This window comes from Acinetobacter sp. NIPH 542 (assembly GCF_000369825.1).
In the GTDB taxonomy this organism is placed as follows: domain Bacteria; phylum Pseudomonadota; class Gammaproteobacteria; order Pseudomonadales; family Moraxellaceae; genus Acinetobacter; species Acinetobacter oleivorans.
Genome location: NZ_KB850205.1, coordinates 232,695 through 259,607 on the forward strand (window position 1 = coordinate 232,695; position 26,913 = coordinate 259,607).

25 protein-coding genes, 2 tRNA genes and 1 riboswitch are annotated in these 26,913 nt (G+C 40.5%); of the genes, 15 read left to right on the plus strand and 12 right to left on the minus strand.

Annotation, left to right across the window (positions count from 1 at the left end; translation table 11 throughout):
- Window positions 1-152: 152 nt before the first annotated feature.
- On the plus strand, window positions 153-410 hold the full coding sequence (gene tusA / locus F886_RS04430) for a sulfurtransferase TusA (protein WP_002053527.1): 258 nt from the start codon (window positions 153-155) through the stop codon (window positions 408-410).
- Window positions 411-542: 132 nt separating this feature from the next.
- Window positions 543-923: a hypothetical protein gene (locus F886_RS20420; RefSeq protein WP_005301945.1), complete on the plus strand. Its 381-nt coding sequence runs from the start codon at window positions 543-545 to the stop codon at window positions 921-923.
- 43 nt (window positions 924-966) lie between these two features.
- Here F886_RS20420 and F886_RS04440 read toward each other — a convergent pair whose 3' ends face one another.
- Complete coding sequence (locus F886_RS04440; RefSeq protein WP_005301947.1) at window positions 967-2,679, minus strand: electron transfer flavoprotein-ubiquinone oxidoreductase; 1,713 nt, start codon at window positions 2,677-2,679, stop codon at window positions 967-969.
- A 186-nt stretch (window positions 2,680-2,865) separates the two neighbouring features.
- Here F886_RS04440 and F886_RS04445 point away from each other — a divergent pair, with 186 nt between their 5' ends.
- The 5 genes from F886_RS04445 (at window position 2,866) to F886_RS04465 (ending at window position 7,271) form a co-directional block, all read left to right on the plus strand.
- Window positions 2,866-3,477, plus strand: coding sequence for a DUF1285 domain-containing protein (locus F886_RS04445; RefSeq protein ID WP_004794931.1), 612 nt, complete (start codon window positions 2,866-2,868; stop codon window positions 3,475-3,477).
- A 46-nt stretch (window positions 3,478-3,523) separates the two neighbouring features.
- Entirely contained in the window at window positions 3,524-4,390 is an 867-nt protein-coding gene (gene murI / locus F886_RS04450; protein WP_005301952.1) for a glutamate racemase, read from the plus strand.
- Window positions 4,391-4,508: 118 nt separating this feature from the next.
- A complete protein-coding gene (locus tag F886_RS04455; RefSeq protein ID WP_005301954.1) occupies window positions 4,509-5,513 on the plus strand; it encodes a DUF4062 domain-containing protein in 1,005 nt (334 codons plus the stop codon).
- A gap of 73 nt (window positions 5,514-5,586) precedes the next feature.
- A complete protein-coding gene (gene hemH / locus F886_RS04460; protein WP_005301959.1) occupies window positions 5,587-6,603 on the plus strand; it encodes a ferrochelatase in 1,017 nt (338 codons plus the stop codon).
- Window positions 6,604-6,626: 23 nt separating this feature from the next.
- A complete protein-coding gene (locus F886_RS04465; protein WP_005301963.1) occupies window positions 6,627-7,271 on the plus strand; it encodes an MBL fold metallo-hydrolase in 645 nt (214 codons plus the stop codon).
- On the opposite strand, the gene F886_RS04470 is transcribed toward F886_RS04465, so the two are convergent.
- The gene (locus tag F886_RS04470; RefSeq protein WP_004794921.1) at window positions 7,268-7,462 is read right to left on the minus strand and encodes a DNA gyrase inhibitor YacG; all 195 of its coding nucleotides are present in this window, start codon (window positions 7,460-7,462) and stop codon (window positions 7,268-7,270) included. The genes F886_RS04465 and F886_RS04470 overlap by 4 nt on opposite strands.
- Before the next feature lie 87 nt (window positions 7,463-7,549).
- On the opposite strand from F886_RS04470, the gene F886_RS04475 reads away from it, so the two are divergent.
- The 4 genes from F886_RS04475 to crcB all read left to right on the plus strand — a co-directional run bounded on the left by F886_RS04475 (window position 7,550) and on the right by crcB (window position 10,490).
- A complete protein-coding gene (locus F886_RS04475; RefSeq protein WP_081402090.1) occupies window positions 7,550-8,188 on the plus strand; it encodes a class I SAM-dependent methyltransferase in 639 nt (212 codons plus the stop codon).
- The gene (locus F886_RS04480; RefSeq protein ID WP_005301969.1) at window positions 8,178-9,383 is read left to right on the plus strand and encodes a TIGR03862 family flavoprotein; all 1,206 of its coding nucleotides are present in this window, start codon (window positions 8,178-8,180) and stop codon (window positions 9,381-9,383) included. Before F886_RS04475 ends, F886_RS04480 begins: the two co-directional genes overlap by 11 nt.
- A 77-nt stretch (window positions 9,384-9,460) precedes the next feature.
- On the plus strand, window positions 9,461-9,871 hold the full coding sequence (locus F886_RS04485; RefSeq protein WP_005301972.1) for a GFA family protein: 411 nt from the start codon (window positions 9,461-9,463) through the stop codon (window positions 9,869-9,871).
- A gap of 45 nt (window positions 9,872-9,916) precedes the next feature.
- Window positions 9,917-9,983, plus strand: a riboswitch (Fluoride riboswitch).
- Window positions 9,984-10,109: 126 nt separating this feature from the next.
- Window positions 10,110-10,490 (plus strand): fluoride efflux transporter CrcB, encoded by a 381-nt coding sequence (gene crcB / locus F886_RS04490; protein ID WP_005301974.1) that lies wholly within the window; start codon window positions 10,110-10,112, stop codon window positions 10,488-10,490.
- A 430-nt stretch (window positions 10,491-10,920) separates the two neighbouring features.
- On the opposite strand, the gene F886_RS04495 is transcribed toward crcB, so the two are convergent.
- The 3 genes from F886_RS04495 to F886_RS04505 form a co-directional block, all read right to left on the minus strand.
- Window positions 10,921-11,256: a HopJ type III effector protein gene (locus tag F886_RS04495; RefSeq protein WP_004794912.1), complete on the minus strand. Its 336-nt coding sequence runs from the start codon at window positions 11,254-11,256 to the stop codon at window positions 10,921-10,923.
- A 253-nt stretch (window positions 11,257-11,509) separates the two neighbouring features.
- Window positions 11,510-11,764 carry a type B 50S ribosomal protein L31 gene (locus F886_RS04500; RefSeq protein WP_005301976.1) on the minus strand — a complete coding sequence of 85 codons (255 nt, stop codon included), beginning with the start codon at window positions 11,762-11,764 and terminating at the stop codon, window positions 11,510-11,512.
- Between the two features lie 101 nt (window positions 11,765-11,865).
- Window positions 11,866-13,164 (minus strand): ABC1 kinase family protein, encoded by a 1,299-nt coding sequence (locus F886_RS04505; protein WP_005301979.1) that lies wholly within the window; start codon window positions 13,162-13,164, stop codon window positions 11,866-11,868.
- A gap of 256 nt (window positions 13,165-13,420) precedes the next feature.
- Here F886_RS04505 and F886_RS04510 point away from each other — a divergent pair, with 256 nt between their 5' ends.
- Both F886_RS04510 and F886_RS04515 read left to right on the plus strand, forming a co-directional pair.
- Window positions 13,421-14,668, plus strand: a complete 1,248-nt coding sequence (locus F886_RS04510; RefSeq protein ID WP_005301984.1) for an SfnB family sulfur acquisition oxidoreductase — start codon at window positions 13,421-13,423, stop codon at window positions 14,666-14,668.
- Window positions 14,669-14,700: 32 nt separating this feature from the next.
- Window positions 14,701-15,951: an acyl-CoA dehydrogenase family protein gene (locus tag F886_RS04515; RefSeq protein WP_005301987.1), complete on the plus strand. Its 1,251-nt coding sequence runs from the start codon at window positions 14,701-14,703 to the stop codon at window positions 15,949-15,951.
- Window positions 15,952-15,984: 33 nt separating this feature from the next.
- Here the strand turns inward: F886_RS04515 and abeM are convergent, their stop codons facing one another.
- Together abeM and F886_RS04525 are read right to left on the minus strand one after the other, a co-directional pair.
- Complete coding sequence (gene abeM / locus F886_RS04520) at window positions 15,985-17,331, minus strand: multidrug efflux MATE transporter AbeM (protein WP_005301990.1); 1,347 nt, start codon at window positions 17,329-17,331, stop codon at window positions 15,985-15,987.
- Window positions 17,332-17,364: 33 nt separating this feature from the next.
- A complete protein-coding gene (locus F886_RS04525; protein WP_005301993.1) occupies window positions 17,365-17,826 on the minus strand; it encodes a DMT family transporter in 462 nt (153 codons plus the stop codon).
- Between the two features lie 116 nt (window positions 17,827-17,942).
- Between F886_RS04525 and hemW the strand changes: the two genes are divergently transcribed.
- On the plus strand, window positions 17,943-19,097 hold the full coding sequence (gene hemW / locus F886_RS04530; RefSeq protein WP_005301996.1) for a radical SAM family heme chaperone HemW: 1,155 nt from the start codon (window positions 17,943-17,945) through the stop codon (window positions 19,095-19,097).
- Between the two features lie 45 nt (window positions 19,098-19,142).
- On the opposite strand, the gene F886_RS04535 is transcribed toward hemW, so the two are convergent.
- The gene (locus F886_RS04535) at window positions 19,143-19,898 is read right to left on the minus strand and encodes an SDR family oxidoreductase (RefSeq protein WP_005301999.1); all 756 of its coding nucleotides are present in this window, start codon (window positions 19,896-19,898) and stop codon (window positions 19,143-19,145) included.
- 112 nt (window positions 19,899-20,010) lie between these two features.
- Between F886_RS04535 and F886_RS04540 the strand changes: the two genes are divergently transcribed.
- Complete coding sequence (locus tag F886_RS04540) at window positions 20,011-20,907, plus strand: LysR family transcriptional regulator (RefSeq protein WP_005302003.1); 897 nt, start codon at window positions 20,011-20,013, stop codon at window positions 20,905-20,907.
- Between the two features lie 63 nt (window positions 20,908-20,970).
- Here the strand turns inward: F886_RS04540 and F886_RS04545 are convergent.
- From F886_RS04545 to F886_RS04560, 4 genes are all read right to left on the minus strand, one after another.
- Window positions 20,971-21,046 (minus strand) — tRNA-Lys (locus tag F886_RS04545).
- 22 nt (window positions 21,047-21,068) lie between these two features.
- Window positions 21,069-21,144: transfer RNA gene (locus F886_RS04550), tRNA-Lys, on the minus strand.
- Between the two features lie 120 nt (window positions 21,145-21,264).
- Window positions 21,265-23,106, minus strand: a complete 1,842-nt coding sequence (locus F886_RS04555) for a long-chain-acyl-CoA synthetase (protein WP_005302006.1) — start codon at window positions 23,104-23,106, stop codon at window positions 21,265-21,267.
- Window positions 23,107-23,297: 191 nt separating this feature from the next.
- Window positions 23,298-26,645, minus strand: a complete 3,348-nt coding sequence (locus F886_RS04560) for an Rne/Rng family ribonuclease (RefSeq protein WP_005302009.1) — start codon at window positions 26,643-26,645, stop codon at window positions 23,298-23,300.
- Between the last annotated feature and the right edge of the window lie 268 nt (window positions 26,646-26,913).

The window sequence follows — 26,913 nt, forward strand, 5'->3', positions numbered from 1 at the left end:
TACTTTGAATCATACCGAAGAAAACATGCTTATGCATCTATAAAACAAGCTAAAAGACAAAACGTATATTGTTATGTAAAAGCCAGTTACAGTTAACAGCGCAGTAATTTGTTTATGCTAAAATGTGAAAATTCTATTTGTTCGAGTTTGTTATGTCAGAGCAACCCATTTCACCTACTGTACAACTCAATACGCGTGGTTTACGTTGTCCGGAACCTGTCATGATGTTGCATCAAGCCATCCGTAAATCTAAATCTGGCGATGTGGTTGAAGTCTTCGCAACAGATAATTCGACCTCGTGGGATATTCCTAAATTTTGTATGCATTTAGGCCATGAGTTGCTTTTGCAAGAAGAACGCTTAGATGAAAATGGGCATAAAGAATTTCATTATTTGGTGAAGAAAGGGTAATACAATAATAAGGCTTCTAATAACGATGATTAGAAGCCATTAATAATTCAAATTTAATTTGAAATGATAATTTTTTACAAATAAGAATCGTTATATAATTTATAAAATTAAGTATATAAATGACGTATAAAAATGAATGAATATTTTGTAAAACGAAGCTTATTTATTTTTCTTTGGTTTTTCTGTATTGCCATTTTATTAAATCTAGAAACTTCTTGGTTATCTGAAACTGTTGCTGTCATTATTTTAGTTACTGTTGTTATTTTTGGCTCAATTCTGTTGGGTTATAGAAATACATATTTTGCTCCAGAACCAAAAATAAAGATGAGTCTGATTTTACATACAAGTTTTATGGGGCTTATGTTAGTTATTGATTTATTGTTCGGTAAGTCAGTTTGGTACTTCGATTTAGCGCGAAACTTTGGTTTTCTTGGCCTGTTTTTATTAGGCTCATTTATTTTTTATAAAAAGAACCTCAATTTAAACGTAGCAAAAATACCGCCTTTTCAATAAGTGAATTCCAATAAAAAAGCCCCGAATAATCGGGGCTTTTTTATTACATATTAGGATAATTCGGACCACCGCCGCCTTCTGGCGTTACCCACGTGATGTTTTGAGATGGATCTTTAATGTCACAAGTCTTACAGTGAACACAGTTCGCTGCATTAATCTGGAAGCGTTTAGAGCCATCATTATCTTCCATAATTTCATAAACACCAGCAGGGCAGTAGCGCTGTGCAGGCTCATCCCATTTCGGTAAGTTTACGTTCACTGGAATTGAAGGATCAGTAAGCTTCAAGTGAGCTGGCTGGTTTTCTTCATGTACAGTGTTTGAGATAAACACAGAAGATAAACGGTCAAATGTAAGCTTGCCATCCGGTTTTGGATAGTTTGGCTTGAAGCTAGTTGCATCGACAGTTTTCAATACAGCAAAGTCTTGCTTCAAGTCATGCAAAGTGAATGGCACTTTAAAGACGTTTTGGTCGATAAAGTTAAATGCACCACCAATCCATTGACCAAATTTATGCATTGCTGGGCCAAAGTTACGAGAGTTATAAAGCTCTTCTTTTAACCAGCTGTTGTTAAATTTGTCAGTGTATGAAGTTAATTCTTTAACGAATAAATCTTCGCCTTCAGTAACGCGTGCAATCGCAAGGTCACCGCCTTTTTCTACACCAGCAGCAATCGCTTCAAATACAGCTTCACCACATAACATGCCTGATTTCATGGCAGTGTGTGAGCCTTTGATTTTTGCAAAGTTTAAGAAACCTGCGTCATCACCAATTAAGCAACCGCCTGGGAAAGTCAATTTAGGCAATGAGTTGAAACCGCCTTTCACTACAGCACGTGCGCCGTAAGAAATACGCTTACCACCTTCTAAATACTGTTTAATCAGTGGGTGAGTTTTCCAGCGCTGCATTTCCATGAATGGATACATGTGTGGATTTTCATAAGACAAGTCCACGATCATACCCAAAGTCACTTGGTTGTTTTCAGCGTGGTATAACCACCAACCACCAGAAGAACCAGTCTCAGCCAATGGCCAACCAGCACCGTGCATCACTAAGCCCGGTTTATGTTTTGCTGGGTCAATTTCCCAAAGCTCTTTAATCCCGATACCGTAGTGCTGAGGATCAGCATCTTTATCAAGGTTGTATTTAGCAATGAGGCGTTTGCCTAAGTGACCACGACAACCTTCAGCAAAGAGAGTGTATTTAGCGTGAAGTTCATAGCCTGGAGTAAAGTTATGTGTTGGTTCGCCATCTTTACCAATACCCATGTCACCAGTTTGAATACCTTTTACAGTACCGTCTTCATGGTAAAGCACTTCAGATGCAGCAAAGCCAGGGAAGATAGAAACTTCTAATTCTTCAGCTTTTTGACCTAACCAGCGAACAACGTTACCTAGAGAGATAACGTAGTTACCATCGTTATGCATGGTTTTAGGAACCATCCAATGTGGTGCTTCTTTAGAAGTGGTTTCTGAAAGTAAGAAGAATGTCTTGTCTTCAGTTACAGGTACGTTAAGAGGCGCGCCTTCTTCTTTCCAGTTCGGGAAAAGTTCATTGATGGCACGTGGCTCAAGCACAGCACCAGACAAGATATGCGCACCTACTTCAGAGCCTTTTTCAACTACACAAACAGAAAGATCGGGTAAGTTTTTTTCAATCGCTAATTGACGGATCTTAATCGCAGCAGACAGACCGGCAGGTCCTGCACCTACGATGACAACGTCAAACTCCATCGATTCACGTTCGATGTGTTCCATGTAGGACTCCTCAATACTTAAAGGTGGCAACCGTCATATTCAGAAATTCGGTGCTGCCGTGAGTGTTTTAATCCATAGGCGCAAATATGCTATTGTGCCTTTTATCGTTTTGGCTAGTATAGTTTTAAACCATGATCTAGCCAATTGGCTGAGTCGTCATATTTTTTCGTCAGCAAGGCATAAACTATGGTAAATCAAAATAATTCCCCATCGGATATGGGAAAAATACCGTTATCTGATGATAAAAACTTAATGAACATTGCACAATACTTAAAAGGTGTACAGCAAAGTCACAAAAGGTCAATTCCACCTTTAGAGCAGTGGCATCCAAAGCATTGCGGCAAAATGGATTTGACGGTTAAAGCCAATGGAGAATGGTGGCACGAAGGTCAATTAATTAAGCGCCAAGCCCTATTAGATCTATTTACCAAAGTCCTATGGAAAGAAGAAGGGAAATTCTACCTGAAAACCCCCGTAGAACAAATTGAAATTGAGGTTGAAGATGAACCTTTATTAGTCAATCAGGTCGATCAAGTTGAAATTTCAGGTGATCAATTTTTACAACTGACCACGACCAATCAAGATGTGATTTTGGTTGATGCTGAACATCCAATTTTTATGCGTGAATATGCAGGGGAGTTACGTCCTTATGTGCATGTCCGATTTGGAATTAATGCGCTTATTCAACGCCAGTCTTTTTATCACTTAGTGAACTATGGAACACTCATCGAAAAAGAGAATGGTGAAACCGTTTTAGAGTTAAAAAGTGGTAATTTGCTCTTGCAATTAGGCACTTGAGGTTTAAGCTTTAGGAAGTGAAATTTTCTGACACTTCAGTACAGCTATGACCGCCATACAACCTCTATTTACCGATCTAGAACCTATGCCTAAAGCATCAGCAGATGCCCCAATTGGTATTTTTGATTCGGGAATTGGGGGAATGTCAGTTGCAGCAGAAATAGCTAGATATTTGCCGAATGAACGCATTGTGTATTATGCCGACACAGCCTACGTTCCTTATGGCCCACGTTCTGATGAAGAAATTAGAGAGCTCACAGCTCGCGCAGTCGATTGGTTATACCGCCAAGGTTGTAAAATTGCAGTGGTTGCCTGTAATACCGCTTCAGCATTTAGTCTTGACCATTTACGTGAACATTATGGTGAACACTTTCCAATCGTAGGGTTAGTTCCAGCATTAAAACCTGCCGTATTACAGACACGTTCTAAAGTGGTTGCTGTGTTGGCCACACCTGCTACTTTTCGTGGACAACTCATTAAAGATGTTGTCGAGAAGTTTGCTGTTCCGGCGGGTGTTAAAGTGATGACCTTAACCAGCCTTGAACTCGTTCCTTGTGTAGAAGCGGGACAGCAAATGGGAGAGGCGTGTTTAGCGGCATTAAAAGCGGTTTTACAGCCTGCCGCTGAGCAAGGTGCAGACTATTTAGTGCTCGGTTGTACGCATTATCCTTTCTTAAATGAAGCAATTCATCATCTTTTTGATAACCAATTCACACTGGTTGATTCGGGATTCGCAGTTGCCCGACAAACAGCCCGTATTTTAATAAAAAATGCGTTATTATGTGACCAAATAGGTCAGAATGTTGCACGTATTGAATGTTATGTCAGCGGTAATAATGCCGAGGCATTGCAACCAGTTTTACAACATATGATTCCACAAGAGTTAACTTGGACACTTCATAATCTGAATTGATCTTTTTGATATCATTTAGAAAATAGTGTTTTTTTATATTTATTATTTTATTTGGGGCGGTTCATGATCTTGGCTGATTTTAAGTCACATACAGATCGTGGGGCGAAAGGGTATTGTTATGCTCGATACACGCTATCAGATTTTTATTTCAACTTCTGGCCGCGATATGCAGCCAGAGCGAATGGTTTTGTCTCAAACCTTGGTGGGGATGGGTTTCTTTGCTTGGGGACTAGAGCATCGAACACCTTTAACAACTACACTTGCACGTCGACAAATTGATGAATGTGATTATGTAATCTTACTTCTGGGAAGTCAGTATGGAGAACAATCGATTTCTGGTGTGAGTTATCTGTCTTTAGAATATGAATATGCGTTAAGTCAGGCTAAACCTATTATTGTGTTCATGCATGAACAGCCTGAAAGTCGTGAAATAGATTTACAAGAAACACATCCACAAGTTAAAGATAAATTTCTCGCATTTAGAAAAAAGTTATTACACGAAGCAAAGCATATTTTTTACTTTAAAACTCCACGTGAATTGGAGTTGGCTGTCCGTTTAAATATACCTTTAATGGTTGAACAACATCTGGGACAAGGTTGGGTTCCTGCTCATCAAGCTCAGCAGTTAGAAGATGAAATTAGACTCTTAAGAAGTAAAATTTTGCATTTAGAACAGCGAGTAACCGAGCCATCAATACAGTTAAAGGAAGTTGCACCGCAAGATATTTTTGCATTTGAATATCAGATTCAAGCATTTCAGGATGGCAACTTTAAAGAGCTTAAACGAGAGAGACAAATGACATGGTCTCAGTTGTTGAGCGTGCTGGCAAAGCGCTTTGAAACAGCTGTACCAGAAGAGAATTTTGGAATTTGTCTGAATGAATATTTAAATCAGGCAGGCTTGGAAGATGCTCGTCAGGAATTACCTCGTGCACATGCGGTGGCTTGCGCACAGATTAATCATAAGGCACTGTTTCGAATTAAAAAACAAATGCAATCACAAGGTTGGATTGTCCCAACGCAAACTGAGCAATCATATGACCTCTGGAAACTAACCACTAAAGCTCAAAAGATATTGCTTAGTTATAAATGGAACCATCGAGGCGTTCGATTAAAAGCTTAGAGCGATTCAATTTATATATGACACTGAAAACTGTTACATTAGTGTCATAAGATGAACTGAAAGGCATTTACACATGTCGTTTGAACAAAAACCGAAAGTTACTGTCATTTTAGCGAATTTAGGCACACCAGATGAGGCGACTGTGCCTGCGGTGCGCCGTTTTTTAAAACAGTTTTTATCTGATTCACGCGTGATCGAAATACCAAAATTCATTTGGTGGATTATTTTAAATCTGTTTGTTTTACCTTTTCGCCCGAAAAGAGTAGCGCATGCGTATGCTTCGGTATGGTCAACAGATTCGCCAATGCGCGAAATTGTGTTTGAACAAACCAAACGTGTGCAGGCTTATTTAGAACAAGAAAATAAACAGTTTGATTTAACGGTTTTACCCGCAATGACTTACGGTAATCCGGGTATTGATAAAGTTTTAGAAAAATTGGCGACGAATCCGCAAGAGCATGTCATTTTATTACCTTTATTCCCTCAATATTCTGCAACGTCTACAGCGCCGTTATACGACGCATTTGCCAAGTGGATTCCAGCTCAGCGGAACTTGCCGGGTCTGACCATCATTAAAGACTATTATCAGCATCCTATGTTTATTCAAGCCTTGGCAGAAAGCGTTTTAGCCTACCAAGAGCAGCATGGTAAACCTGAAAAACTTTTGATGTCATTTCATGGGATTCCACAGCCGTATGCAGACAAAGGCGACCCTTATGCAGATCGTTGTCGTATTACAGCAAAGCTAGTCGCGCAAGCCTTACATTTAAAAGATGATGAATGGGCAATTAGCTTCCAATCACGTTTTGGAAAACAAGAATGGGTTAAGCCTTATACAGACCTGCTTTTACAAGATTGGGCGAAGCAAGGTGTTAAGTCTGTTCAGGTATTAAGCCCAGCTTTTTCTGCCGATTGTTTAGAAACACTTGAAGAGTTAGCTATTCAAAATGCAGAGTTGTTTCAAGAAGCAGGTGGTGGTAGTTATGCTTATATTCCAGCTTTAAATAGCGATCAGGCTCATATTGATTTGCTTGCAGGTTTAGTTCAGGCTAATCTTGATGCCCTTACCCATACCTTAGCCCACCGTTAATTGCGTTTTAGCCAGAGGTTCTTATGCTGCAAGTCAAAATTGTTCCCGTTACTGCATTTGCTCAAAACTGTTCCCTTGTTTGGGACAGTGAAACGAAAGAAGCAGTTTTGATTGATGCAGGTGGCGATGCTGCGGTTTTGAAAAAAGAAGTAGAAGCCTTAGGTTTAAAAGTGAAGGCTCTGTGGCTAACTCATGGGCATTTAGATCATGCAGGAGCAGTAGGTGAGCTTGCCAAAGAATGGAGCGTTCCGGTTATTGGTCCACACAAAGAAGATCAGTTCTGGCTAGATATAATTCAGGAAGTATCAGCACGTTATGGCTTCCCGATTCCACAACCTGTCAAAGTCGATCAATGGCTTGAAGGTGGTGAAGTACTCAAATTGGGTGAAGATGAATTTGAAGTACGCTTTGCTCCAGGGCATACGCCAGGTCACGTAGTTTTCTATAATAAAAACCATGGCTTACTTTGGACAGGCGATGTTCTGTTTAAAGGTTCGATTGGACGAACAGACTTCCCACGTGGTAACCATGAGCAGCTGATTGAATCGATTAAACGTGAGTGTTTTAGTTTGCCAGATGATACTCAGTTTATTTCTGGACATGGTCCAATGAGTACCATTGGCTATGAAAAGCAATTTAACCCGTTTGTCGCGGGTAAAGCAGGTTAATCTTCATAATCATCTTCATTTTGACTACCCTTGTTTTGCTGAGGAGCATCTTGGGTAGGCAGTCTATATTCATCATTTGCCCAAGCGCCTAAATCAATTAATTTACAACGTTCAGAACAAAATGGACGAAATTCATTGCCTTCCCAAACACTTGGTTCACCACAACGTGGGCAGGGAAATGTACGTGGCATAAAGTGATATCCTCAAAGTGAAGAGAAATAGATTAGGCAAAAGTCAGGTGACTTGTTAGACTTATGCCGATTTTTATTTAGTTTGATGTGATTATGCCGATTCGTCAATTTCAAGCACAACGTATGCAAGCGCCTCGTGATTTTACTCCAATTGAAAATACCCCGATTTGTGTAGAAATTGGAGCGGGCAAGGGCAAACATGCTTTGCTTTTTAGTGGGCAACAGCCACAGCACACGTTGTATGCAATTGAACGAACCCGAGAAAAATTCTTGGCAATGCAAAAACAGCATGGTTTGGAACCAAGAGATAACTTGGTGCCTGTACATGCAGATGCTTTACCTTGGGTCGTGCATGCTTTGCATCCAGCTCAGGTTGAACATTTCTTTATTCTCTACCCAAATCCAGAACCACATAATCCAGCACAGCGCTGGTTAAACATGCCATTTTTTGAGTTCTTAATCTCGCGTCTGCAAACAGGTGGAACCATTACTCTGGCAAGTAATATTCCCGAATATATTGAAGAGGCAGAGCAGCAGTTATTAAATGTATGGAAGCTGCCTTACCAAAAAGAAAAAATTGCTCAAACCTCTGCACGTACCCATTTTGAAATTAAGTATTTAGAACGTGGTGAGCTTTGTCAGCAGCTCATTATGACCAAGCCTGAAGGTTATCAAACTCGATTTGATGAGTTCGCGCCATTGCAAGGGCAATCACATGGCGAATAAGCGGGTTGCCATTATTGGAGCAGGCCCAGCAGGTCTTATGGCTGCTGAGGTACTAAGCCAATACGCTTATGATATTGATGTCTATGAACAAAAACCTTCAGCGGCACGCAAGTTTTTGATGGCAGGTAAAACGGGCTTAAATATCTCACATGCTGAACCTTTAGCACAGTTCATTGAACGTTATGACCATGTAGAATGGCTCAAACCGTGGGTTGAAAAATGGGATGCAGTCTGGATTCAGAACTGGATGAAAAGCATGGGAATTGAATCTTATGTGGGCACCTCAGGTCGCATTTTCCCTGTCGAGATGAAAGCTGCTCCTTTACTGCGTGCTTGGCTCAAGCGCTTAGCAGAGCAACAAGTTAAATTCTTTTATCGTCATCGTTGTATTGATTTGCAACGTACAACGGTGACTTTAGAAAACCAAAATAATCAAAGCACTGAAAATTTTACTCAGCAATACGATGCGGTTGTATTGGCCTGCGGTGCGGTGTCTTGGTCACAATTAGGTAGTGATGGTGCATGGCAGCAATGGGTTAATCAATCTGATATTGAGCCTTTCCAGCCAAGTAATGCCGGGGTGTTGCATGCTTGGTCTACTTTTATGGAAAGCTGTTTTGGTGAACCTTTAAAGCGTATCAATGCGTGGGTTGAACCTAGCCAAGTTACTCATGGCGATATTGTGATTACTCACTATGGTTTAGAGAGTGGTGTCATTTATAAACTTGGACGAGCTTTACGAGAACAGCAAAAACAAGGGAAAAGCTTAAATCTATTTTTAGATTTATTGCCCGATGTAGAGTTGTCACAGTTAATTAAAAAATTGCAGGGTGGTAAAAAACAATCGCTCACCAATATCTGGCGTAAAGCAGGCTTAGACACAGCTAAAATTAACTTAATTAGAGAAGTCGTTGATAAAGCGTTATGGAGTCAACCAGAGACTATGGCTCAGCAAATTAAAGTACTTCAAATCAAGTTAGATGGCTTTAGGCCTATTGAAGAGGCGATTAGTTGTGCTGGTGGTATTAAGCAAAAAGCATTAACTGAGAACTTGAGCCTTAAACAAATCTCAGGTGTGTTTTGTTGTGGTGAAATGCTAGATTGGGATGCGCCTACAGGTGGATATTTACTTACAGCATGCTTTGCTACAGGGCGAGCGGCTGGTGAAGGCGTGCATTTATTCTTAGAAAAATAACAGCGAATTTGGTGCTATTTTTGATATGTGAAAAGTGTTATTTTTGAGCGATCAATAATAATAGGATTTACGAGAACATGTCTCAAGCATCACCAGTCTATCAAGGAAGTTGTTTGTGCCAAGGTATTCGCTATGAAATTAAAGGCGATATCGGGGATATCATTCAATGCCATTGTCAACGCTGCCGGAAATCCAATGGAACAGCATTTGCCACGAATGCTCCTGTTAAAAGTACAGATTTTAAAATCACCCAAGGTGAAAACTTAGTTAAAAAATTCGCTGTGGAAGGTGTGTACCGCTGGTTCTGTAGCGAATGTGGTTCACCTTTGATTAGTTCGCGTGATGCTCAGCCTGAACTGTATCGTGTAAGAATTGGGACACTAGATACGCCATTAGAGCAAAAACCGACAATGCATATTTTTGCTGCCTCTAAGGCAGAGTGGGAATGCATTCGTGACGATTTACCGCAATACGATGAACGTCCATGATTTTACAAAGTATATTTAAATCAAATTCAAGATGATCTAATATACTTAAAACGGGGAGATGGCATTCCTCCCCTGACAAACCGCCGTATTGGCTAATGATGCCTACGTTACCCTCATGTATTTATATATCACTGGGTACGTAGGTTATTGCGTACTCTGCTTATTTTTGGAGTACGCTATGTCATATTTTCCTTCATTATTTTTTGCTCTTTTAGCGTCTATCTAAAGGGGTGGTCTTATGTATTATTCTCTACTTTCAATTGCTCTAGGCTCAGTTCTAGGGGCGTGGTTACGTTGGTTTTTAGGTTTAAAACTTAACCCGATTTACCCGCAAATTCCACTCGGTACTGTCACTGTTAATTTGGTCGGTGGTTTTATTATTGGTTTTGCGATTGCCTACTTTTCTCAAAGTGATTTAAGCCCGAATTATAAGCTCTTTGTGATTACGGGTTTTTGTGGTGCTTTAACTACGTTTTCAACGTTCTCGATTGAGATCGTCACTTTATTACAAAGTGGTAAGTTGGGAATGGCGATGTTGGGAATTTCCATTCATTTAATTGGATCGTTAATTTTTACGTGTTTGGGGTTGGCGACTTATTATTGGGTAGCAGGCAATTGATTTTGGCTGAGTAGATACAAGCATGACTTTTTAGGTATTTGCGGCGGGGTTTTACTGTTTAGTTTCTAATGGGAGTAGCTAATTCTGTTACTTTGGTTTCGCCCAAAGTAACCAAAAGCATCTGTCATTCGCAGAACCTGTTCACTGTAAGCATTTATCTTAAGCGTTGTAAAAACTATCTTTTATAGAAACCACGCAGGCTGCGAATGACGTTGTCGAGTATCGAATATAAGAGATTAATCAAATAATTTAATTAATAATTAGTCATTTACTATCGTGATAGACGGCATGGATGCCGTCGTTTCGCTGTGCTACATGGATGTAGCATCAGCGTAACAAAGGGTTTTGTCACTTTTGCCCTCAAAAGTGAGGCATTGCCTATTAACAGGCTTTAGAAAATCTCATAATTTGAGGCTGTGCTAAAAAATGATTAAGCTTTTTCAGCCAAAGCCTGACCTTCAAACTTCACACCATCCCAACCATTTTGCATAAACTGACGAATATTCTGATGATCAGTTCCCTCAGGTGTAGCCAATACAGATGCGTAGTGCTCTGCAAATAAACTTAAAGTTTGAGCTTGGTCTAAACCTTGTAACTTGGCAAAAGAGAAAACTTTTGCACTGCCTTGATTTTCAGTCGCAGCATTATGCTGTGCGCCATTTTGAAAAGCTGTTGGAGTATGTTGGTAACGTGCTTCAATATGAGCTAAAACGTCTGAAAATTTTGCTGTGCCTGCTTGTAATTGTGCAAGTAACTCTTGTGCCATTATCTTAAACTTCCTATTAAATGAGGGTTCAAGCATAGCATCGAATAGCAACTTTGAAAGCTCGGCGAATGCAAAAAAAAATGATGAGTTGTGGGAAAAATAAGAAGAGTTTTTATACAAGTTGTGGATAAGTTCTCTTTTATACACAACATAAAAAGATTGAAAAAATACACATAAAAAAAGAAGCCTAAGTGGAGGAGATAGTCTTAGGCTTCCAATGATTTAAGTGTATTGATCAAATCTTAACGTAAGATTAACTCTTACGATTAAAGCGAGCGAAGCGTTTATTAAATGTTGCAACGCGGCCTTCGTTACTTGCTTGACGTACTTCACCTGTGTAGAAAGGGTGAGATGCACTTGAAATATCAAGGGTTACATAAGGATAGACTTTTCCTTGATATTCTTTGGTTTGTTTAGACTGAAGAGTACTACCAATTAAGAAGTACACGTCTGCATTGGTGTCATGAAATAACACTTGTTGATAAGCAGGATGAATATCTTTACGCATGAGAGATTGTCCTAAATTATTTTTGATTAAAGAAATGTTATAACATAACAATTAAAAAGTCAATGTAACCCCTAGAAGGCTACATTGATCAGTAAATTAAGTTAGTTAGAAGGTGGGACAAGCTCTTCAAATAGTCCATTCAAATTGTCATGTACTTTTAAGTGAATGAGGTTCCAGTAGTGTCCTGAAATGGTTCTGTTGACCATTAAGGTATCTGGTGAAGGCTTAAAGACATCCCAGTACTTCAAAGATTTTTTCACAAGCAACATGCCATCATGATGTGATGAGTTCTCGGCAAAATCATAAGTGGTGGTAAGCGGACGTAATAACACTTCAATCCAGAGTTTATAAAGGTCGCTCGGGAATTTGCCTTTTTCGGCTAGTGAATGTAGCTCAAGTAACTCAGTTTCAATAAGCTCAATATCTTCATGACGAGCTGCATTTACTAAACGCTTAAAGCTATACACAATTTCATTTGAAAGTGTTTTAACACTGCCATAGTCATAAATAATGACACTGCCATCTTGGCGGAAGGCAAAGTTACCCGGGTGAGGATCACAGTGAAAACGTTTTAAAAAGAACATTTCCTGACCTAAAGCACGAATCAAACGACGTCCAATCGTATTTCGAATTTCAATAGGCCAAGCGCTGGCAGTTTCAATGCTGTCACCTTGTTCGAGGCTCAAGGTTAAAATACGTCTTGAAGAGTAATCTTTATAAACAGTAGGGATGATAATTTTGTCATCTAACTGGCTATGAAAGGTTTTAAAAACTTCAAGGTTTTGAGCCTCGATTTCATAGTTAAGTTCTGCTGAAAGACTATCCTGAATTTCTGCAAAAAGCTGATCTTGTAGCTTTTTATCAATTTTAAGTACGCCCATTAAACGAAGGGCTAAACGCACTTGTTTTAAGTCACTTTCACAGGCCTCATCAACACCCGGATATTGCACTTTCACTACAACTTGTTCGCCACTAGGTAGGGTAGCTTTGTGAACTTGGCCAATTGAAGCAGCTGCAAAAGGTTCTTGGTCAAAAGATTTAAAGGCAACATTGAGCGGTTTTCCAAGCTCACGTTCAACTTGTTGCTGAATGGCAGCAAAAGGCATGGCTGGGGCTTGGCGTTGTAACTTTGAAATTGCTTTGGCGACTTCGGGTGGGAAAATATCTTTATATTGAGATGCAATTTGGCCGACTTTCATGACGGCGCCTTTCATTTCACCTAAGGTGTCGGCAATTTGCAAACCAATATCTTGAAATAACTTGGTTTTTGAAGCCAGCTTTTGCTCTTCATCTGCGGTCAAGTTTCGAATCGAGTTAGAAACGGTTTTTGTTGCAATGCTCGCGGTCATTCCTGCAAGTTTCATAAATCGTTTGCCGGGTGAACTTGCATTCTTTGCCATATCTTCGATACCTCATTGACTACAACATAATATTGCCTAGTTTTGATCATAGGTGACAAAGCTTAAAAAGCCTATATGAAATTGTTTATCTCATGTAAGAAAATTTTCGAAAAACAAAATGTTATTTTTATAGTAAAAAATATGAAAAGCTTGTGAAAATCCATTTCATAAACAAAGCTTTAATATATATAAAGTGTCTGTTTTTTTGGTGCTAATGTGAATGACAGGTTAAATAAAAATAGAGATAACAAAAGTTATGACAAGTTTAAGTTCAGCCCATGGGCGGTCTCAGGCGGTTCCTTTATCTGTGTTTGAGCAGTCAAAAGATGCGCATATTATTCGTTCTGATGAAGAAGCAATTGAGGTTGCCAAACAACTTGCGCAAGAGTTCGCACACGAAGCATCCGATCGAGACAAGGAGCGCCGTTTACCTCTAAATGAAATTCAACAGTTTTCACAAAGCGGCTTATGGGCCATTACGGTTCCTAAGCAATTTGGTGGTGCACAAGTCAAATATCGAACCTTGGCTGAGGTCATCAAGACAATTGCGAGTGTTGATCCATCTCTTGCACAGCTTCCCCAAAATCACTTGGCTTTTATTGAGCATTTACGTCTTGATGCAGGCCCAGAACAACAACAGTTCTTCTTTAACTTAGTGTTGAGAGGGATTCGTTTTGGCAATGCTTTTTCAGAAAAACATAGCAAAACGGTGGCTGACCTCACTACCACATTAAAAAAGACCGAGCATGGTTATGAAATTAATGGGAAGAAGTTTTTTGCAACAGGTGCATTGCTTGCACATTGGGTTCCAATTGTTGCTGTGAATGAACAAGGGCAGCCTTATGCTGCACTCGTTCCTCGGGAAACTTCTGGGGTGAATATTATTAATGACTGGTCTGGTTTCGGGCAAAGAACCACAGCCAGTGGGACCGTTGAACTTAATCAAGTTCCAGTACGTGAAGAATATTTAATTCCGATTTATCAGGCTTTCGAACGTCCTACACCAGCAGGTGCAATTTCACAATTTATTCAAGCTGCTGTCGACGCTGGTATTGCACGTGGCGCCATTGAAGAAACAATTCACTATGTCAAAAATCATAGCCGTGCATGGGTCGATTCAGGTTTGGAAAAAGCGAGCGATGATCCCTATACGATTGCAAACATTGGTGATTTAAAAATAAAACTTCGTGCAGCAGAAGCGGTATTAGATTTAGCAGGAGATGCGATTGATCAAGCGATTGCCGACACGACAGAAGAGCAGGTAAATCAAGCGACATTACTAGTTGCAGAAGCAAAAGTACTCACTACAGAAGTTGCGATTTTAGCAGCGAATAAGCTTTTTGAGTTGTCTGGAACACGTTCTACTTTGTCAGAGCTTAATCTGGACCGCCATTGGCGTAATGCGCGTACTCATACCTTGCATGATCCAGTGCGTTGGAAATATCACATTGTCGGTAATTACTACCTCAATGGCATCCATCCACCTCGTCATGCATGGAGCTAAAGTGAAGAAAAAATAAGATTAGGAGAATAAAGATGACAATTACCCAAATTGAATTAGAAGAGCTATCGGTAGGCGCCGATTATGAAAAAGTAGCAAGTAGATTTCGTCCAGTTTTTGAAAAAATTGCCCAAGGTGCAATTCAACGGGAAAAAGAACGAATTTTGCCTTTTGAACCGATTCAATGGTTAAAAGAACTCAAGTTAGGTGCGGTACGTGTTCCGGTTAAATATGGTGGAGACGGGGTGTCATTGCCGCAACTTTTCCAGCTTTTAGCAGAATTGGCGCAAGCAGATTCGAATATTGTGCAAGCGTTGCGTGGACACTTTGCTTTTGTCGAAGATCGTTTAGTTGCGCATAAAGAGCATTCGCAGGAAGTCTGGTTTCAGCGTTTTGTACAAGGTGATTTAGTTGGAAACGCATGGACCGAAGTTGGAAATGTACAGATTGGTGATGTCGTTACCCGAGTAACCAAAGATGCTTCGGGTAACTTGGTGGTGAATGGTGAAAAGTACTATTCGACAGGAAGTATTTTTGCTGACTGGATCGATTTATTTGCTTACGATGAAGTGAATGACCGTCATGTGATTGCTGCTATTTATCGCCATGAAACTGGGGTAAGTGTGATTGATGATTGGGATGGCTTTGGTCAAAAGACAACGGGCAGTGGTACTTTAAAAGTGCATCAGGTTCATTTACCAGCATCGCATCTTATTCCATTTGACCAGCGTTTTAAATATCAAACTGCTTTCTATCAAGTAGTACACCTTGCAACTCTAACAGGGATTGCACATGCCGCGGTCGAAACTTTTAGCCAAGAAATACGTGAGCGAAAGCGTATTTTTAGTCATGGTAATGGTGACCTTGTTCGTCACGACCCACAAGTTTTACAGGTGGTGGGTAAAGCCTCGGCTCAAGCCTATGGAAGTCTAGCAATTACGATTAAAACAGCAGAAGCCTTACAGAAGGCTTATGAAAGTCACTTTAGTGAGTTAGAGGTGAAAGAACATCAGTTTAATGTAGATGCCGAGCTTGAGTCGGCACAAGGGCAGGTGGTGATTTCTAATTTGGTATTGGATTTAACTAGCCAGTTATTTAACGCTTTAGGTGCATCGGCAAGTAGTCAGGTTAAACAACTCGACCGTTTCTGGCGTAATGCACGAACAGTCTCTTCTCATAATCCACTCATCTATAAAGAAAAGGTCATTGGCGATTGGGAAGTGAACCGTACCGATTTACCCTTTGTCTGGCAAATTGGAGCAAGTCCGCGGGCAAAGTCTGCATAAAATAAAAAAGCCGATGTTTCATCGGCTTTTTTATTAGGTTTGGCTTAAACGTTTGGTATTTAAATAAAGCCTTGAAAGTAATAAAACACAAGCAATGCTCAAACCAATAATCAAACCTAGCCACACACCTGCCACGCCCCAATGGGTATAACGCGCTAAATAAAGCCCAATAGGGAAAGCAATCACCCAATATGCCATGAGCGTAATCCACATTGGTGCTTGAGTATCTTGCATACCTCTTAAACAGCCTGCGGCACTCACTTGTAATGCATCCATCAACTGATATGCCATTGCAAACCAGAGTAAATACATCGCAACAGGAGCTACGTTTAAGTCTTGAGTATAAATCGAGATAATTTGTTCACGGCCTAGAGCAATAAAAGTCATGGTTAATATGGCAAAAAATATTGCTGTGCTGAGACCAATTTTTTGTACTTGGTACATTGCAGCCCAGTTCTTTTCACCATAATACGTTCCCACGCGAATGGTTAAGGCAATGGCTAGTGAAAGCGGAATCATAAACAGTACAGAGGTAACGGAAATTGCGACTTGGTGTGCGGCAATAAATACTTCACCAAGAGGGCTAAGGACCAATGCACCTGTACTAAAAATACTAATCTCAAAGAACACAGCTAAACCGATTGGTAGACCAAGCTGTAAAATTCTTTTAACTAAAGCCATATTAATTTTATCAAATCGGCCAAAAATAGACGTGTTTTGATAAGCCGAAGCTTTATAAATATAGCCAGCTAATGTAATCAACATGAGCCATTGTAAAATGGAGGTTGCAAAACCACAGCCAGCACTACCTAATGCAGGTATTGGCCCTAATCCATGCATAAAGATCATGTTAAGAGGGACCAATACAACTAAAGCTAATAGGCTAATAGCTGTGACAGGGCGTGGATGGCCTAATGCTTCTGAATAGCCACGTAGTGCTGCATACATGGTGACAGCTGGCATCCCTAAACCAATTGCATGTAAGAACAAGCTTGCTTTAGGTCGTAAGCTCTCTGGTACGCCGAACACATGCAAGAAAAACGGCATAAGCTGCAAAATGAGCATTGCCAGTACACCTAAAATGACAGCAACCCACAATGACTGACGAACAACGACAGGGATCTGCTCTGTATTTCTTGCGCCTTTTGCTTCAGCGACCAAAGGTGTTGTTGCAATCATAATGCCGCTGAACAGGAGCATGATTGGAACCCATAAACCGACCCCTACAGCAATTGCTGCTAAATCGGTTGCAGATAAATGCCCAGCCATAATAGTGTCAATTAACCCGAATCCTGCTTGAGCAAACTGGGTAATTAAAATAGGTAGCATTAAGTGGAAGAGTTGTTTTAATTCAGCCCGAAAAGATGTGACATTCGACACAAAAGGTACTCTTTTTAAATATAAAAAATGAAGCTAACGCTGCAAAGTGAGTACCACACCGACAAAGATGATGATTCCACCAAGAAACCGTTGCCATGTAACAGGTGTCTTTTCTGTGCCCAACCAACCAAAATGATCAAGTAACATAGAAATAACGATTTGCCCAAAAACGACTAGCCCTGTAAAGGTTAAAAAACCAAGCTTAGGTGCAGTATAAATGCTCATGCTGATTGCATAAACCCCAAGGAATCCTCCAGTCCAAAGAAGCCAAGGAATATTTGATATTTCACTTAAAGAGGGCTTCTCGGCACTTTGAAAGAAAACCATAATCGCTAAAACAATAGTACCTATGAAAAATGATAATAAAGCTGCTTGTAAGGGTGAGTGTAGTTGCTCGCGCAGTTGAGCATTAATTGCTGTCTGAAAAGCCATGGCAACACCGATTCCCATAGCTAAGGGTAAGATCAGGAAAAGTTGACTAGAGAATTTCATCATTTTTATCAGTATTTAAGAATGTTTAAATTTAGTCTAAAGCAATTAAGGTATGTTTTCATAAGCCCATTGATGCAGTCATGTTAAAATAGAAATATTGTGTAAATTGGACCTGCTCCTTGGCCGTATTAAACCCTGCTTCTATTCCTCTATCTTTATATATCCATATGCCGTGGTGCGTGCGTAAATGTCCATATTGTGACTTTAACTCGCATGCAGTACCAGACGGAGCACTTTCGTCAGAACTTGAGCAAACCTATTTAAAAGCATTGGTCGCCGACTTTGAAACTCAACTAGAGATGGCGCAGGGACGTCCGATCCATAGTGTGTTTATTGGTGGAGGAACCCCTTCACTGATTTCGGCACAGGGTTATGTATGGTTATTTGCAGAACTTAAGTCATTGCTTAAATTTGAAGATGGCTGCGAAATTACCTTAGAGGCAAATCCGGGAACGGTAGAGCATGACCCATTTGCAGGGTATTTAGAGGCTGGCATTAATCGTTTGTCTATTGGTGTCCAGAGCTTTGATACTGATCATTTGCAAAAACTTGGTCGTATTCATTCTGCAAACAATGCAATTGAAGCGATTCAACAAGCAAAGCAGGCTGGTTTTAAACGAGTAAATGTAGACTTAATGCATGGTTTGCCTGAGCAAACGCTAGAGCAGGCACTCTATGATCTAAAGCTTGCTGTAGAAAGTGGTGCCACTCATATTAGTTGGTATCAACTTACCATTGAACCGAATACCGTTTTCTTCCGTACTCAACCCGTTTTACCGCAAGATGAAATGCTTGAAGATATTCAAGAGCAGGGTGAGGCATATCTTAAGGCAAATGGTTTTATAAATTATGAAGTTTCAGCATGGCGTAAAGAGTTGCCTTCAGCACATAATTTGAATTATTGGGAGTTTGGTGATTATCTTGCAATTGGGGCAGGTGCACATGGCAAAGTGACACGACCAGATGGTGTGTATCGTTTCCAAAAAACTCGTTTGCCAAAAGACTATTTAGCTAAGGTTCCTGCTGAACATTTGCAAATGAAAAAGATTGAGGCAGAAGAGCTACCTTTTGAATTTATGATGAATGCTTTACGTCTAAATGATGGTGTAAAAGCTGAGTTATATGAACAGCGTACAGGCTTAAGCTTAGATCATTTAAATGAGGTACTCACTTCACTTCGAGCTAGAAAGCTACTGGTAGAGGATAGTTCTCGTTTGGCTTGTACAGAGCAGGGACATATTTTCTTGAACTCGGTACTAGAAGAGTTTTTATAATAAAACAATGTAAAAGCCGCACTATGAGATGCGGCTTTTTTGATTTTAGCGAGTGGTGTAGCCACCATTTGCAAAAATCGTCTGACCAGTAATCCACCAACCATCGGTTACTAGAAAACGAACTAATGGCTCAATATCTTCAATTTTGGTGAGCCCACCTAAAGCTGAGGCTGATTTGTGGTAAGCCACTGCCTCGGCAGATTCCTGCCCATAAAAGAATGGTGTATCCATTGGTCCGGGTGCAACAGCAGTCACAGAAATCTGACGATCACCAAATTCTTTTGATGCAGCGCGAGTGTAATGCTCAACAGGTGCTTTTAAGCCTTCATAAGTTGAATAGAGTCCAGTGTAGGCTGCTAGAAGAGAAGTCACGATTGAACAGATCTTGCCGCCATCATTTAAATGACGACCCGCCGATTGAATAAAGAAGTAGGCAATTTTTGAGTTGATATCGCTCATGCTATCAAACTCTTGTTCTGTGGTGTCTAAAAAGGATTTCTTTAAAACCTTTCCAACTGTATTAATGGCAATATCAATTCCGCCAAAATGCTGCTTAGTGTCTAAGAAGAGCTTTTCAATATTATCAATATCCGTTAGGTCTGCTTGAATTAAAACAGCGTCTACACCGAATGCAGTTACATCTGCGAGCGTCTGTTCTGCATCTGCTTGAGTTTCAGCGCTATTGTAGTGAATTGCAATTTTTGCACCTTGTTCTGCAAATTTACGGCTAATAAGTCCACCTAAGTTTTTTGCACCGCCCGTAATCAGTACAACTTTATCTTTCAGAGTATGAGTTGTCATGATGATTGTTCCTATGATGACTTGTTTTAATGTGTTTTTAGTCTAGATTGGCGGTAATTTTTGATCAATTATGCTAGTTTGGTTTAACTATTCAGAAAATACGAACAATTAAATGGATCGGTTGCAGCAATTTTTTATTTTTTCAGAAGTGGCTAAACGACAAAGCTTTAGTGAAGTAGCAAATCAACTTGATTTACCTCGCTCTACAGTGACGAGTGCAATTCAACAATTAGAAACTCACTATGGGGTACGTTTATTTCATAGAACTACACGCAAGGTGAGCCTTACTCAAGATGGACAAAGAATCTTGCCTGAATGTCAAAATCTATTATTTGACTATGAACAGCTCGAACAACTCATACAAACGCAAAAGCAGCATTACCGCGGCACGCTAAAAATTTCAATGCCCAGCCGAATCGTGCATCAAGTGATTATTCCTGAACTTTCCGATTTTTATAGTCGCTATCCAGATATCTATTTACAACTCAATAGCTCAGATGACATTACTGATTTGATCGAGAAGGGAATTGATTGTGTTGTTCGGGTGGGGCAGCTAGATAATAGTAGCTTGATTGCGAAGTTCGTCGGTAACTTGATTATGGTGAACTGTGCAAGTCCTCATTATTTAGAACAATACGGTATTCCTGAACAACTAGAAGATCTATCTCAGCACAAACTCATTAATTACGCAGGAGCCGTAGGAGAAAAACAAGGCATATTTTTATATCAAGATGGAACAGTGATGATCGATAGTGCTTTAAGTGTAAATAATACAGAAGCCTATGTTGCTGCAGCTTGTGCTGGGCTAGGGATTATTCAACTTCCATACTACGATGTTCAGGATAAAATAGAGCAAGGAACTCTGGTTGAAGTGTTAAGTGCACATACTGCTCAATCTTTGCCACTCAATATTTTGTATCCGAACCGAAGTTATATTCCTAAACGCTTAGAAATCTTTATGAATTGGGTTAAAGAGATTTTATATAAGAAATGCATCGTCATCTTTTAGTCATGAAACTAAAATAAGATAACAATAAAAAAAGCCTCTCGCAGTGAGAGGCTTTTTAGAATTTGGTGGGTCGTCCGCGACTCGAACGCGGGACCAACGGATTAAAAGTCCGCTGCTCTACCAACTGAGCTAACGACCCAAATAGGTTCAAAACAGATAAGTGGTGGGTCGTCCGCGACTCGAACGCGGGACCAACGGATTAAAAGTCCGCTGCTCTACCAACTGAGCTAACGACCCGTATCGTTTTGATGTCGCGTATTTTAGCAAGTTATTCAACTAACACAAGAGGTAAATCAAAAACATTTGCATGATTGCCTATAAAAAGCACGATTTCCTCTTGTTTAGCTAAAAAATGAACTAAAAACGGTATTTATATGCCTGAATGTTGTCAAAAATTTCAGTTGTGACATCACAATAACTGTTTGTACCAGGTAATAAAGCGAGTAAACGTTCAGAAGTTTTGCTTGGATTAAACGAATCTTCCTTCAATTTATTCTTTTGATATTTAAAAGTACCTGTTGTTTCAACTTTGGCTTGCACTCGTAAAAACACGGGTACTGCATAAGCAGGGAGGCATTTTTTAAATATAGTCACCATTTCGGTTAAATCAGACTCATTTAGCTCAGCGCCATCAGCAAGTGTGATTGCTGCCATACCAGCACGACCATTGGTATTTGGAATTTCTACCCCATAAACCACCGCTTCAGCGATCTTGTCATACTCACAAACCATGTTCTCAACTTCAGTAGTAGATACATTTTCGCCTTTCCAGCGGAAGGTATCACCTAAGCGGTCAACAAACTGAGCATGACGGAAACCAATATTACGAACAAGGTCACCTGTGTTGAAATATGAGTCACCTTTTTTAAAGACATCTTTCATAATCACAGATTTATTCTTTTCTGGGTCTGTATAACCGTCAAAAGGCGAGCGACTGGTAATTTTACCCACTAGCAAACCAATTTCACCGGCTTTAACTTTTTTACACCAGCCCTTTTTATCGCGGACAGGTTCATTTTTCTCTTTATCAAACTCAATAATGGCATATGGCGTAGGAGAGAAACCTACTGTGTTGTCAAAGTTAAAAATATTACTAAACCCGACATTGCCTTCACTTGATGCATAAAGCTCAAGAACTTCTTGTACACCAAAACGTTGTTTGAACTTATCCCAGATGTTTGGACGCATGCCATTACCGATCATTTTGGTTACGCGGTGGGCACGGTCAATTTCTGTAGGAGGGGCATCCATTAAGTAACGGCAAAGCTCTCCTACGTAGCCAATTGCAGAGGCATTAAATTTCTGAACATCTTTCCAGAATGCGCTGGTTGAATATTTACGTCGAATTGCAAGGGTCGAACTTCCCGCAATCACACCACACCAGCAAACTACGACACCTGTTGCATGGTAAAGCGGTAAAGTTACATACATCACATCATCTGGGCCAAGGTTTAAAATGTGACCATAGGTGCCATAGGCAAGTGTCCAGCGACTGTGTTTGAAAATAACAGCCTTTGGTAAACCTGTTGTGCCCGAAGTATAAATATAAAACAGGCCATCATTTCCATGAACAGATTGCGTAGTCGATGGGTTAAATTTTGGAAATTGATCAATTTCTATTGCAAGATTGGCATAACCTTGAGGTGCTGTTCCCGCATTTTGACGTGTAGCCTGATCTGCAAACCAATGGAAACGGTCTTTAGGAACATTTAAGTCCTGACGGATTTCATCAATGACCGCTCGAACTTCTTCACCTGCAATGACGGCAATTGGTTTTACAAGATTGATACTATGAGCGAGGACCTTACCTACTTGAGAGGTATTAACAAGTGCAATTGTTACCCCAATTTTAGCTAAACCTACAATCGTAGCGATAAGTTCAGAACGATTCTCAACCATTACGGCAATCACGTCACCTTTTTGTGCGCCAAGAGATAGATAATAGTGAGAAATCTGGTTAGCCCATTCGTTTAAAGCTTCATATGAATAACTTTGATCTTCAAATAATAAAGCAATGCCTTGCGGATTTCGCTTAACAGCTTTTTCAAAAGCTACACCTAATCCCGTTGGTGTATTTGCTGTTCTTAAGTAAGCCTGTTTAAGACCATTCAGGATATGGGGTACTTTGGGAATGAAGCTAGGAAGTCTTGTTGCAACATCACCAAGCGTAATGATATCGGTCTGTGTTGTCTGGCTCATATCAATCCTATTTATTTTTCGATCAATCCAAAAAAGGTTGCGTTGGCAAAAGTACAGTGTTTTTCATGGTTCACCATGCTTTTAAAACTTTTCTTCTAGTGCAATCAACCTAATTGGTTAAAAATAACAAAAAAAACCTAGTCATCGAAATGACTAGGTTTGTTTAAATTAGCTGCAATTGAGCAAATGATTTACTCAGCTACAGGATTTGCTTTCTTTGGTGGACGACCACGAGGGCGACGAGGAGGACGACTTGGTTTGTCCTGATCTGCCTTAGAATCGTCTGATTCAACTTCTGTAGTAGCTTCTGTTGGTGCTACAGCCTGTTCTGCGGCAGCTTTTGCTCTTGCAGATGCTTTAGGCTGTTTAACAACCGGAGCTTCAACTACTGTTGTCGCTGGTGTTTCTTCTGCGTTTGTTTCACTTTGAGCTACTTCAGCCACTTGATCAAGCTCAAGCGGTTGTTGTTTTGACTCAACAGGTGCTTGTGTTTCAGCAGCAGGAGCAACAACCGTTTCTTCAACAGCTGGAGCTACAGGTGCAGCTTCTTCTGGTGCAGCGTGTTGTTGTTTAACTTGCTCAAAAGCTTGTTCAGCAGCAAGTTTTGCTAAACGACGACGCTCACGTGGATCATTAGCAACACGTGGTGTTTGCTCTTTTTGTGGCGTCAATGCAAGTACAGGCGCAGGCTCTGCTTCTTGTGATGGCTTGTTGCTTGGAAGCTCTGCATCACGAGTAACAGGCTTTTTGTCTTCAGCATCAGACACGACTTCTGTTGCTAGCGTACTAGCGTACTGTTCAGCAAACTTCTGCAATGCACGATTGAATGTTGGAACTAAACCAAACTGTTCAATCAATACTGTGCAGTCTTCACCATAAACATGACGAATCAAGCTACCAATCGTATATTGCGCCAACGTTGGAATTTGCGATGGGGCAATAGATGGTACCGCAGCTTTAGCACGTTTCGCGTTGCGTTGTTCACGACGACGCATACGAGGGTCATTGCTCGCACGTTGAATTTGCGGTTGAGCTTTGCTGTCTGCAGGAGGAGTAGTTTCTTCTGCTTTGGCAGGGACTGCTTCTTCTACAACTGCAACAGGTGCTGGAGCGGGCTCTTGAGCAACTTCAACAACAGGTGCTGTTTCAGTGCGTTCAACAGGTTGCTCTGGAGTCAAAGCAATAATTTCGCTTTGTGCCTGATCAACATTGATTACTAAGGCTGTATTCATGACTTCATGCTTTGGAGCATCAATCAAATCAACCTTAATTTGTTTCTCATCAACAACTACTGGTGCCGCCGGTGCATTTTGATTTTCATTCAATACACTTGGATCGCGGTGGCGATTTGGACGGTTCGGACGTTGTTGATTATTACGGTCACGACGCGGCACGGCATTTTCAGTTTGTTGTCCATCATTTTGATGTTGTTGATGTGACTGATCTGGGTGCTGACGTTTTTGTTGACGTTTTAACTCACGTTGTTCTTGACGTGATAACTGTACAACTTCTTCGTGAACCTGTTGTGGTTGTTGCTGTTGTTGTGGCTCTTGAGCATGGTGATGTTGTTCACGTTGCTCTTTGTGCTTACGTTTTTTGTTGTTTGGACGTTGTTGTACTTTATCGTCTTTTTCAACATTTTCACGAACTTCCTGTTTAGCAGGAGACTGTGAAATGTAAGCATTATTAGATGGAGCTGCAACAGTTTCAGCAACTGGCGGTACTGTAACTTGTCCAAACTGGCCACGGCTTACAGCGCCAGTATTGACCATTTGTTCAATTGTCGCAGCAGCATTTTGTGCTGAACGAGATTGATCAATAGTTTTAGCTTGTTTTTGAACAAAAAGGTTCTCTAACCATGCGAGAGGGCTTGCTGCTTTTTGAGTGCTTGGCTGAGCAGCAGAAGGTTGAGCTGCTTGATTTGCTTTCTTTTGACCAGCTGCGTTATTTGCAGCAGGAGCTGCATGAGCATGGCCATGATCAGCTTCTTCTAAATGCCATTCAGAAGATTCATAACCTAACTCTTTCTCACTTGAACGAGTTGCTTCTGTACGCTCATAGCTAGATGGTGCAAATCCATCTGGATTGTACTGAATTTCATAGTGAGGTGTTTCTAAGTGCGGGTGAGGTAAAACAGTCACACGAACACCAGAAGTTTGTTCTAAATAAACAAGGCTATGGCGTTTTTCATTGAGTAAGAATGCTGCAATTTCAACAGGAACTTCTACTTGTACTTCACCATGACGTTCACGAAGTGCAATTTCTTCTACTTTACGCATAATTGAAAGCGAAAGTGAACGTAAGTCACGCACCATACCCGTGCCATGACAGCGTGGGCAAACATATCCAGTTGCTTCTTCAAGTGATGGGCGTAAGCGTTGACGGCTCATTTCCATTAAGCCAAAACGAGAGAGTTGGCCAAACTGGATACGTGCACGGTCGCTTTGTGTTGCTTCACGAAGTTTTGCTTCAACCATGCGTTGGTTGCGTTCTTTAGTCATATCGATGAAGTCGATAACAACTAAACCGCCAATGTCACGAAGACGAAGTTGGCGAGCAATTTCTTCTGCTGCTTCTAGGTTTGTATTAAGCGCAGTTTCTTCAACGTCATGTCCACGAGTCGATTTCGCAGAGTTAATGTCGATTGAAACTAAAGCTTCAGTCTGGTCAATTACGATTGAACCACCAGAAGGAAGTTTTACTTCACGCTCGTAAGCAGTTTGAATTTGGCTTTCAATACCAAAATGAGCAAACAACGGCTCGTTTAAAGTATAAGTTTTAAGTTTGTCTAATTGACGTGGCATAACTGCTTTAACAAAGTTATACGCTTCGTTATAAGCTTGTTCGCTATCAATTAAAATTTCTGCAACGTCATCACGTAAGTAGTCGCGGATGGCACGAGTAACTACGCCAGCTTCTTGATGAACAAGCATTGGAGACGGACCAGAACTTGCAGTGCCTTGGATTTGTGCCCAGAGGTCAAGCAAATGCTGTAAATCTAACTGTAATTCTTCTTGAGTACGGCCAATACCTGCGGTACGCACAATAACACTCATGCCGCGAGGTAAATTTAAAGAAGCTAAAATTTCTTTTAATTCTTCACGTACAGAACCTGAAATTTGACGGCTAATACCACCGCCTTTCGGGTTGTTTGGCATAAGAACCAAATAACGTCCTGCGAGTGAGATGAATGTAGAAAGGGCTGCGCCTTTGTTACCACGTTCTTCTTTTTCAACCTGAACAAGTAATTCAGTACCTTCAGTGATGAGTTCACGAATGTTTGAAGTTTGTCGCGGGTCTGCTTGGAAATAACTATTCGCAATTTCGCGCATAGACAAGAAGCCTTGACGGCCTGCGCCATATTCAACAAACACAGCTTCTAAAGAAGGTTCTACGCGGGTTACATGGCCTTTATAGATATTGGATTTTTTCTGTTCTCGGGTACGATTTTCTAAATCAAAATCGTAAAGACGATTACCAGTGATAAGTGCAACGCGGACTTCTTCTGCGTGAGTTGCATTAATCAACATACGTTTCATGGGTGTGACACCTAATAGTGACCCACACAAACATATCGCACAAACTTAAAGGTTCTGAACGAACATCGAACATGACGGATCATTTCCCAGATCTCAAAATATTTGTGGTCTGAGTCATCTGTTACCGGCTACATTTAGCCTTAACTTCGATTCTCGTCTGTGATGTAGGCAATACTGCTTCAACCTTTAAATCGGACTTCCTTAGTGCTTCACTGGCGGGTGAGCGGTACATTGGTTAATGACTTTCACTGTCATTGAGCGCGAAGTG

Bases quoted from the DNA above. Each gene is read 5' to 3' on its own strand.
- tusA (WP_002053527.1), top strand. From the start codon at position 153: ATGTCAGAGCAACCCATTTCACCTACTGTACAACTCAATACGCGTGGT.
- F886_RS20420 (WP_005301945.1), top strand. From the start codon at position 543: ATGAATGAATATTTTGTAAAACGAAGCTTATTTATTTTTCTTTGGTTT.
- F886_RS04440 (WP_005301947.1), bottom strand. From the start codon at position 2,679: ATGGAACACATCGAACGTGAATCGATGGAGTTTGACGTTGTCATCGTA.
- F886_RS04445 (WP_004794931.1), top strand. From the start codon at position 2,866: ATGGTAAATCAAAATAATTCCCCATCGGATATGGGAAAAATACCGTTA.
- murI (WP_005301952.1), top strand. From the start codon at position 3,524: ATGACCGCCATACAACCTCTATTTACCGATCTAGAACCTATGCCTAAA.
- F886_RS04455 (WP_005301954.1), top strand. From the start codon at position 4,509: ATGCTCGATACACGCTATCAGATTTTTATTTCAACTTCTGGCCGCGAT.
- hemH (WP_005301959.1), top strand. From the start codon at position 5,587: ATGTCGTTTGAACAAAAACCGAAAGTTACTGTCATTTTAGCGAATTTA.
- F886_RS04465 (WP_005301963.1), top strand. From the start codon at position 6,627: ATGCTGCAAGTCAAAATTGTTCCCGTTACTGCATTTGCTCAAAACTGT.
- F886_RS04470 (WP_004794921.1), bottom strand. From the start codon at position 7,462: ATGCCACGTACATTTCCCTGCCCACGTTGTGGTGAACCAAGTGTTTGG.
- F886_RS04480 (WP_005301969.1), top strand. From the start codon at position 8,178: ATGGCGAATAAGCGGGTTGCCATTATTGGAGCAGGCCCAGCAGGTCTT.
- F886_RS04485 (WP_005301972.1), top strand. From the start codon at position 9,461: ATGTCTCAAGCATCACCAGTCTATCAAGGAAGTTGTTTGTGCCAAGGT.
- crcB (WP_005301974.1), top strand. From the start codon at position 10,110: ATGTATTATTCTCTACTTTCAATTGCTCTAGGCTCAGTTCTAGGGGCG.
- F886_RS04495 (WP_004794912.1), bottom strand. From the start codon at position 11,256: ATGGCACAAGAGTTACTTGCACAATTACAAGCAGGCACAGCAAAATTT.
- F886_RS04500 (WP_005301976.1), bottom strand. From the start codon at position 11,764: ATGCGTAAAGATATTCATCCTGCTTATCAACAAGTGTTATTTCATGAC.
- F886_RS04505 (WP_005301979.1), bottom strand. From the start codon at position 13,164: ATGGCAAAGAATGCAAGTTCACCCGGCAAACGATTTATGAAACTTGCA.
- F886_RS04510 (WP_005301984.1), top strand. From the start codon at position 13,421: ATGACAAGTTTAAGTTCAGCCCATGGGCGGTCTCAGGCGGTTCCTTTA.
- F886_RS04515 (WP_005301987.1), top strand. From the start codon at position 14,701: ATGACAATTACCCAAATTGAATTAGAAGAGCTATCGGTAGGCGCCGAT.
- F886_RS04525 (WP_005301993.1), bottom strand. From the start codon at position 17,826: ATGATGAAATTCTCTAGTCAACTTTTCCTGATCTTACCCTTAGCTATG.
- F886_RS04535 (WP_005301999.1), bottom strand. From the start codon at position 19,898: ATGACAACTCATACTCTGAAAGATAAAGTTGTACTGATTACGGGCGGT.
- F886_RS04540 (WP_005302003.1), top strand. From the start codon at position 20,011: ATGGATCGGTTGCAGCAATTTTTTATTTTTTCAGAAGTGGCTAAACGA.
- F886_RS04555 (WP_005302006.1), bottom strand. From the start codon at position 23,106: ATGAGCCAGACAACACAGACCGATATCATTACGCTTGGTGATGTTGCA.
- F886_RS04560 (WP_005302009.1), bottom strand. From the start codon at position 26,645: ATGAAACGTATGTTGATTAATGCAACTCACGCAGAAGAAGTCCGCGTT.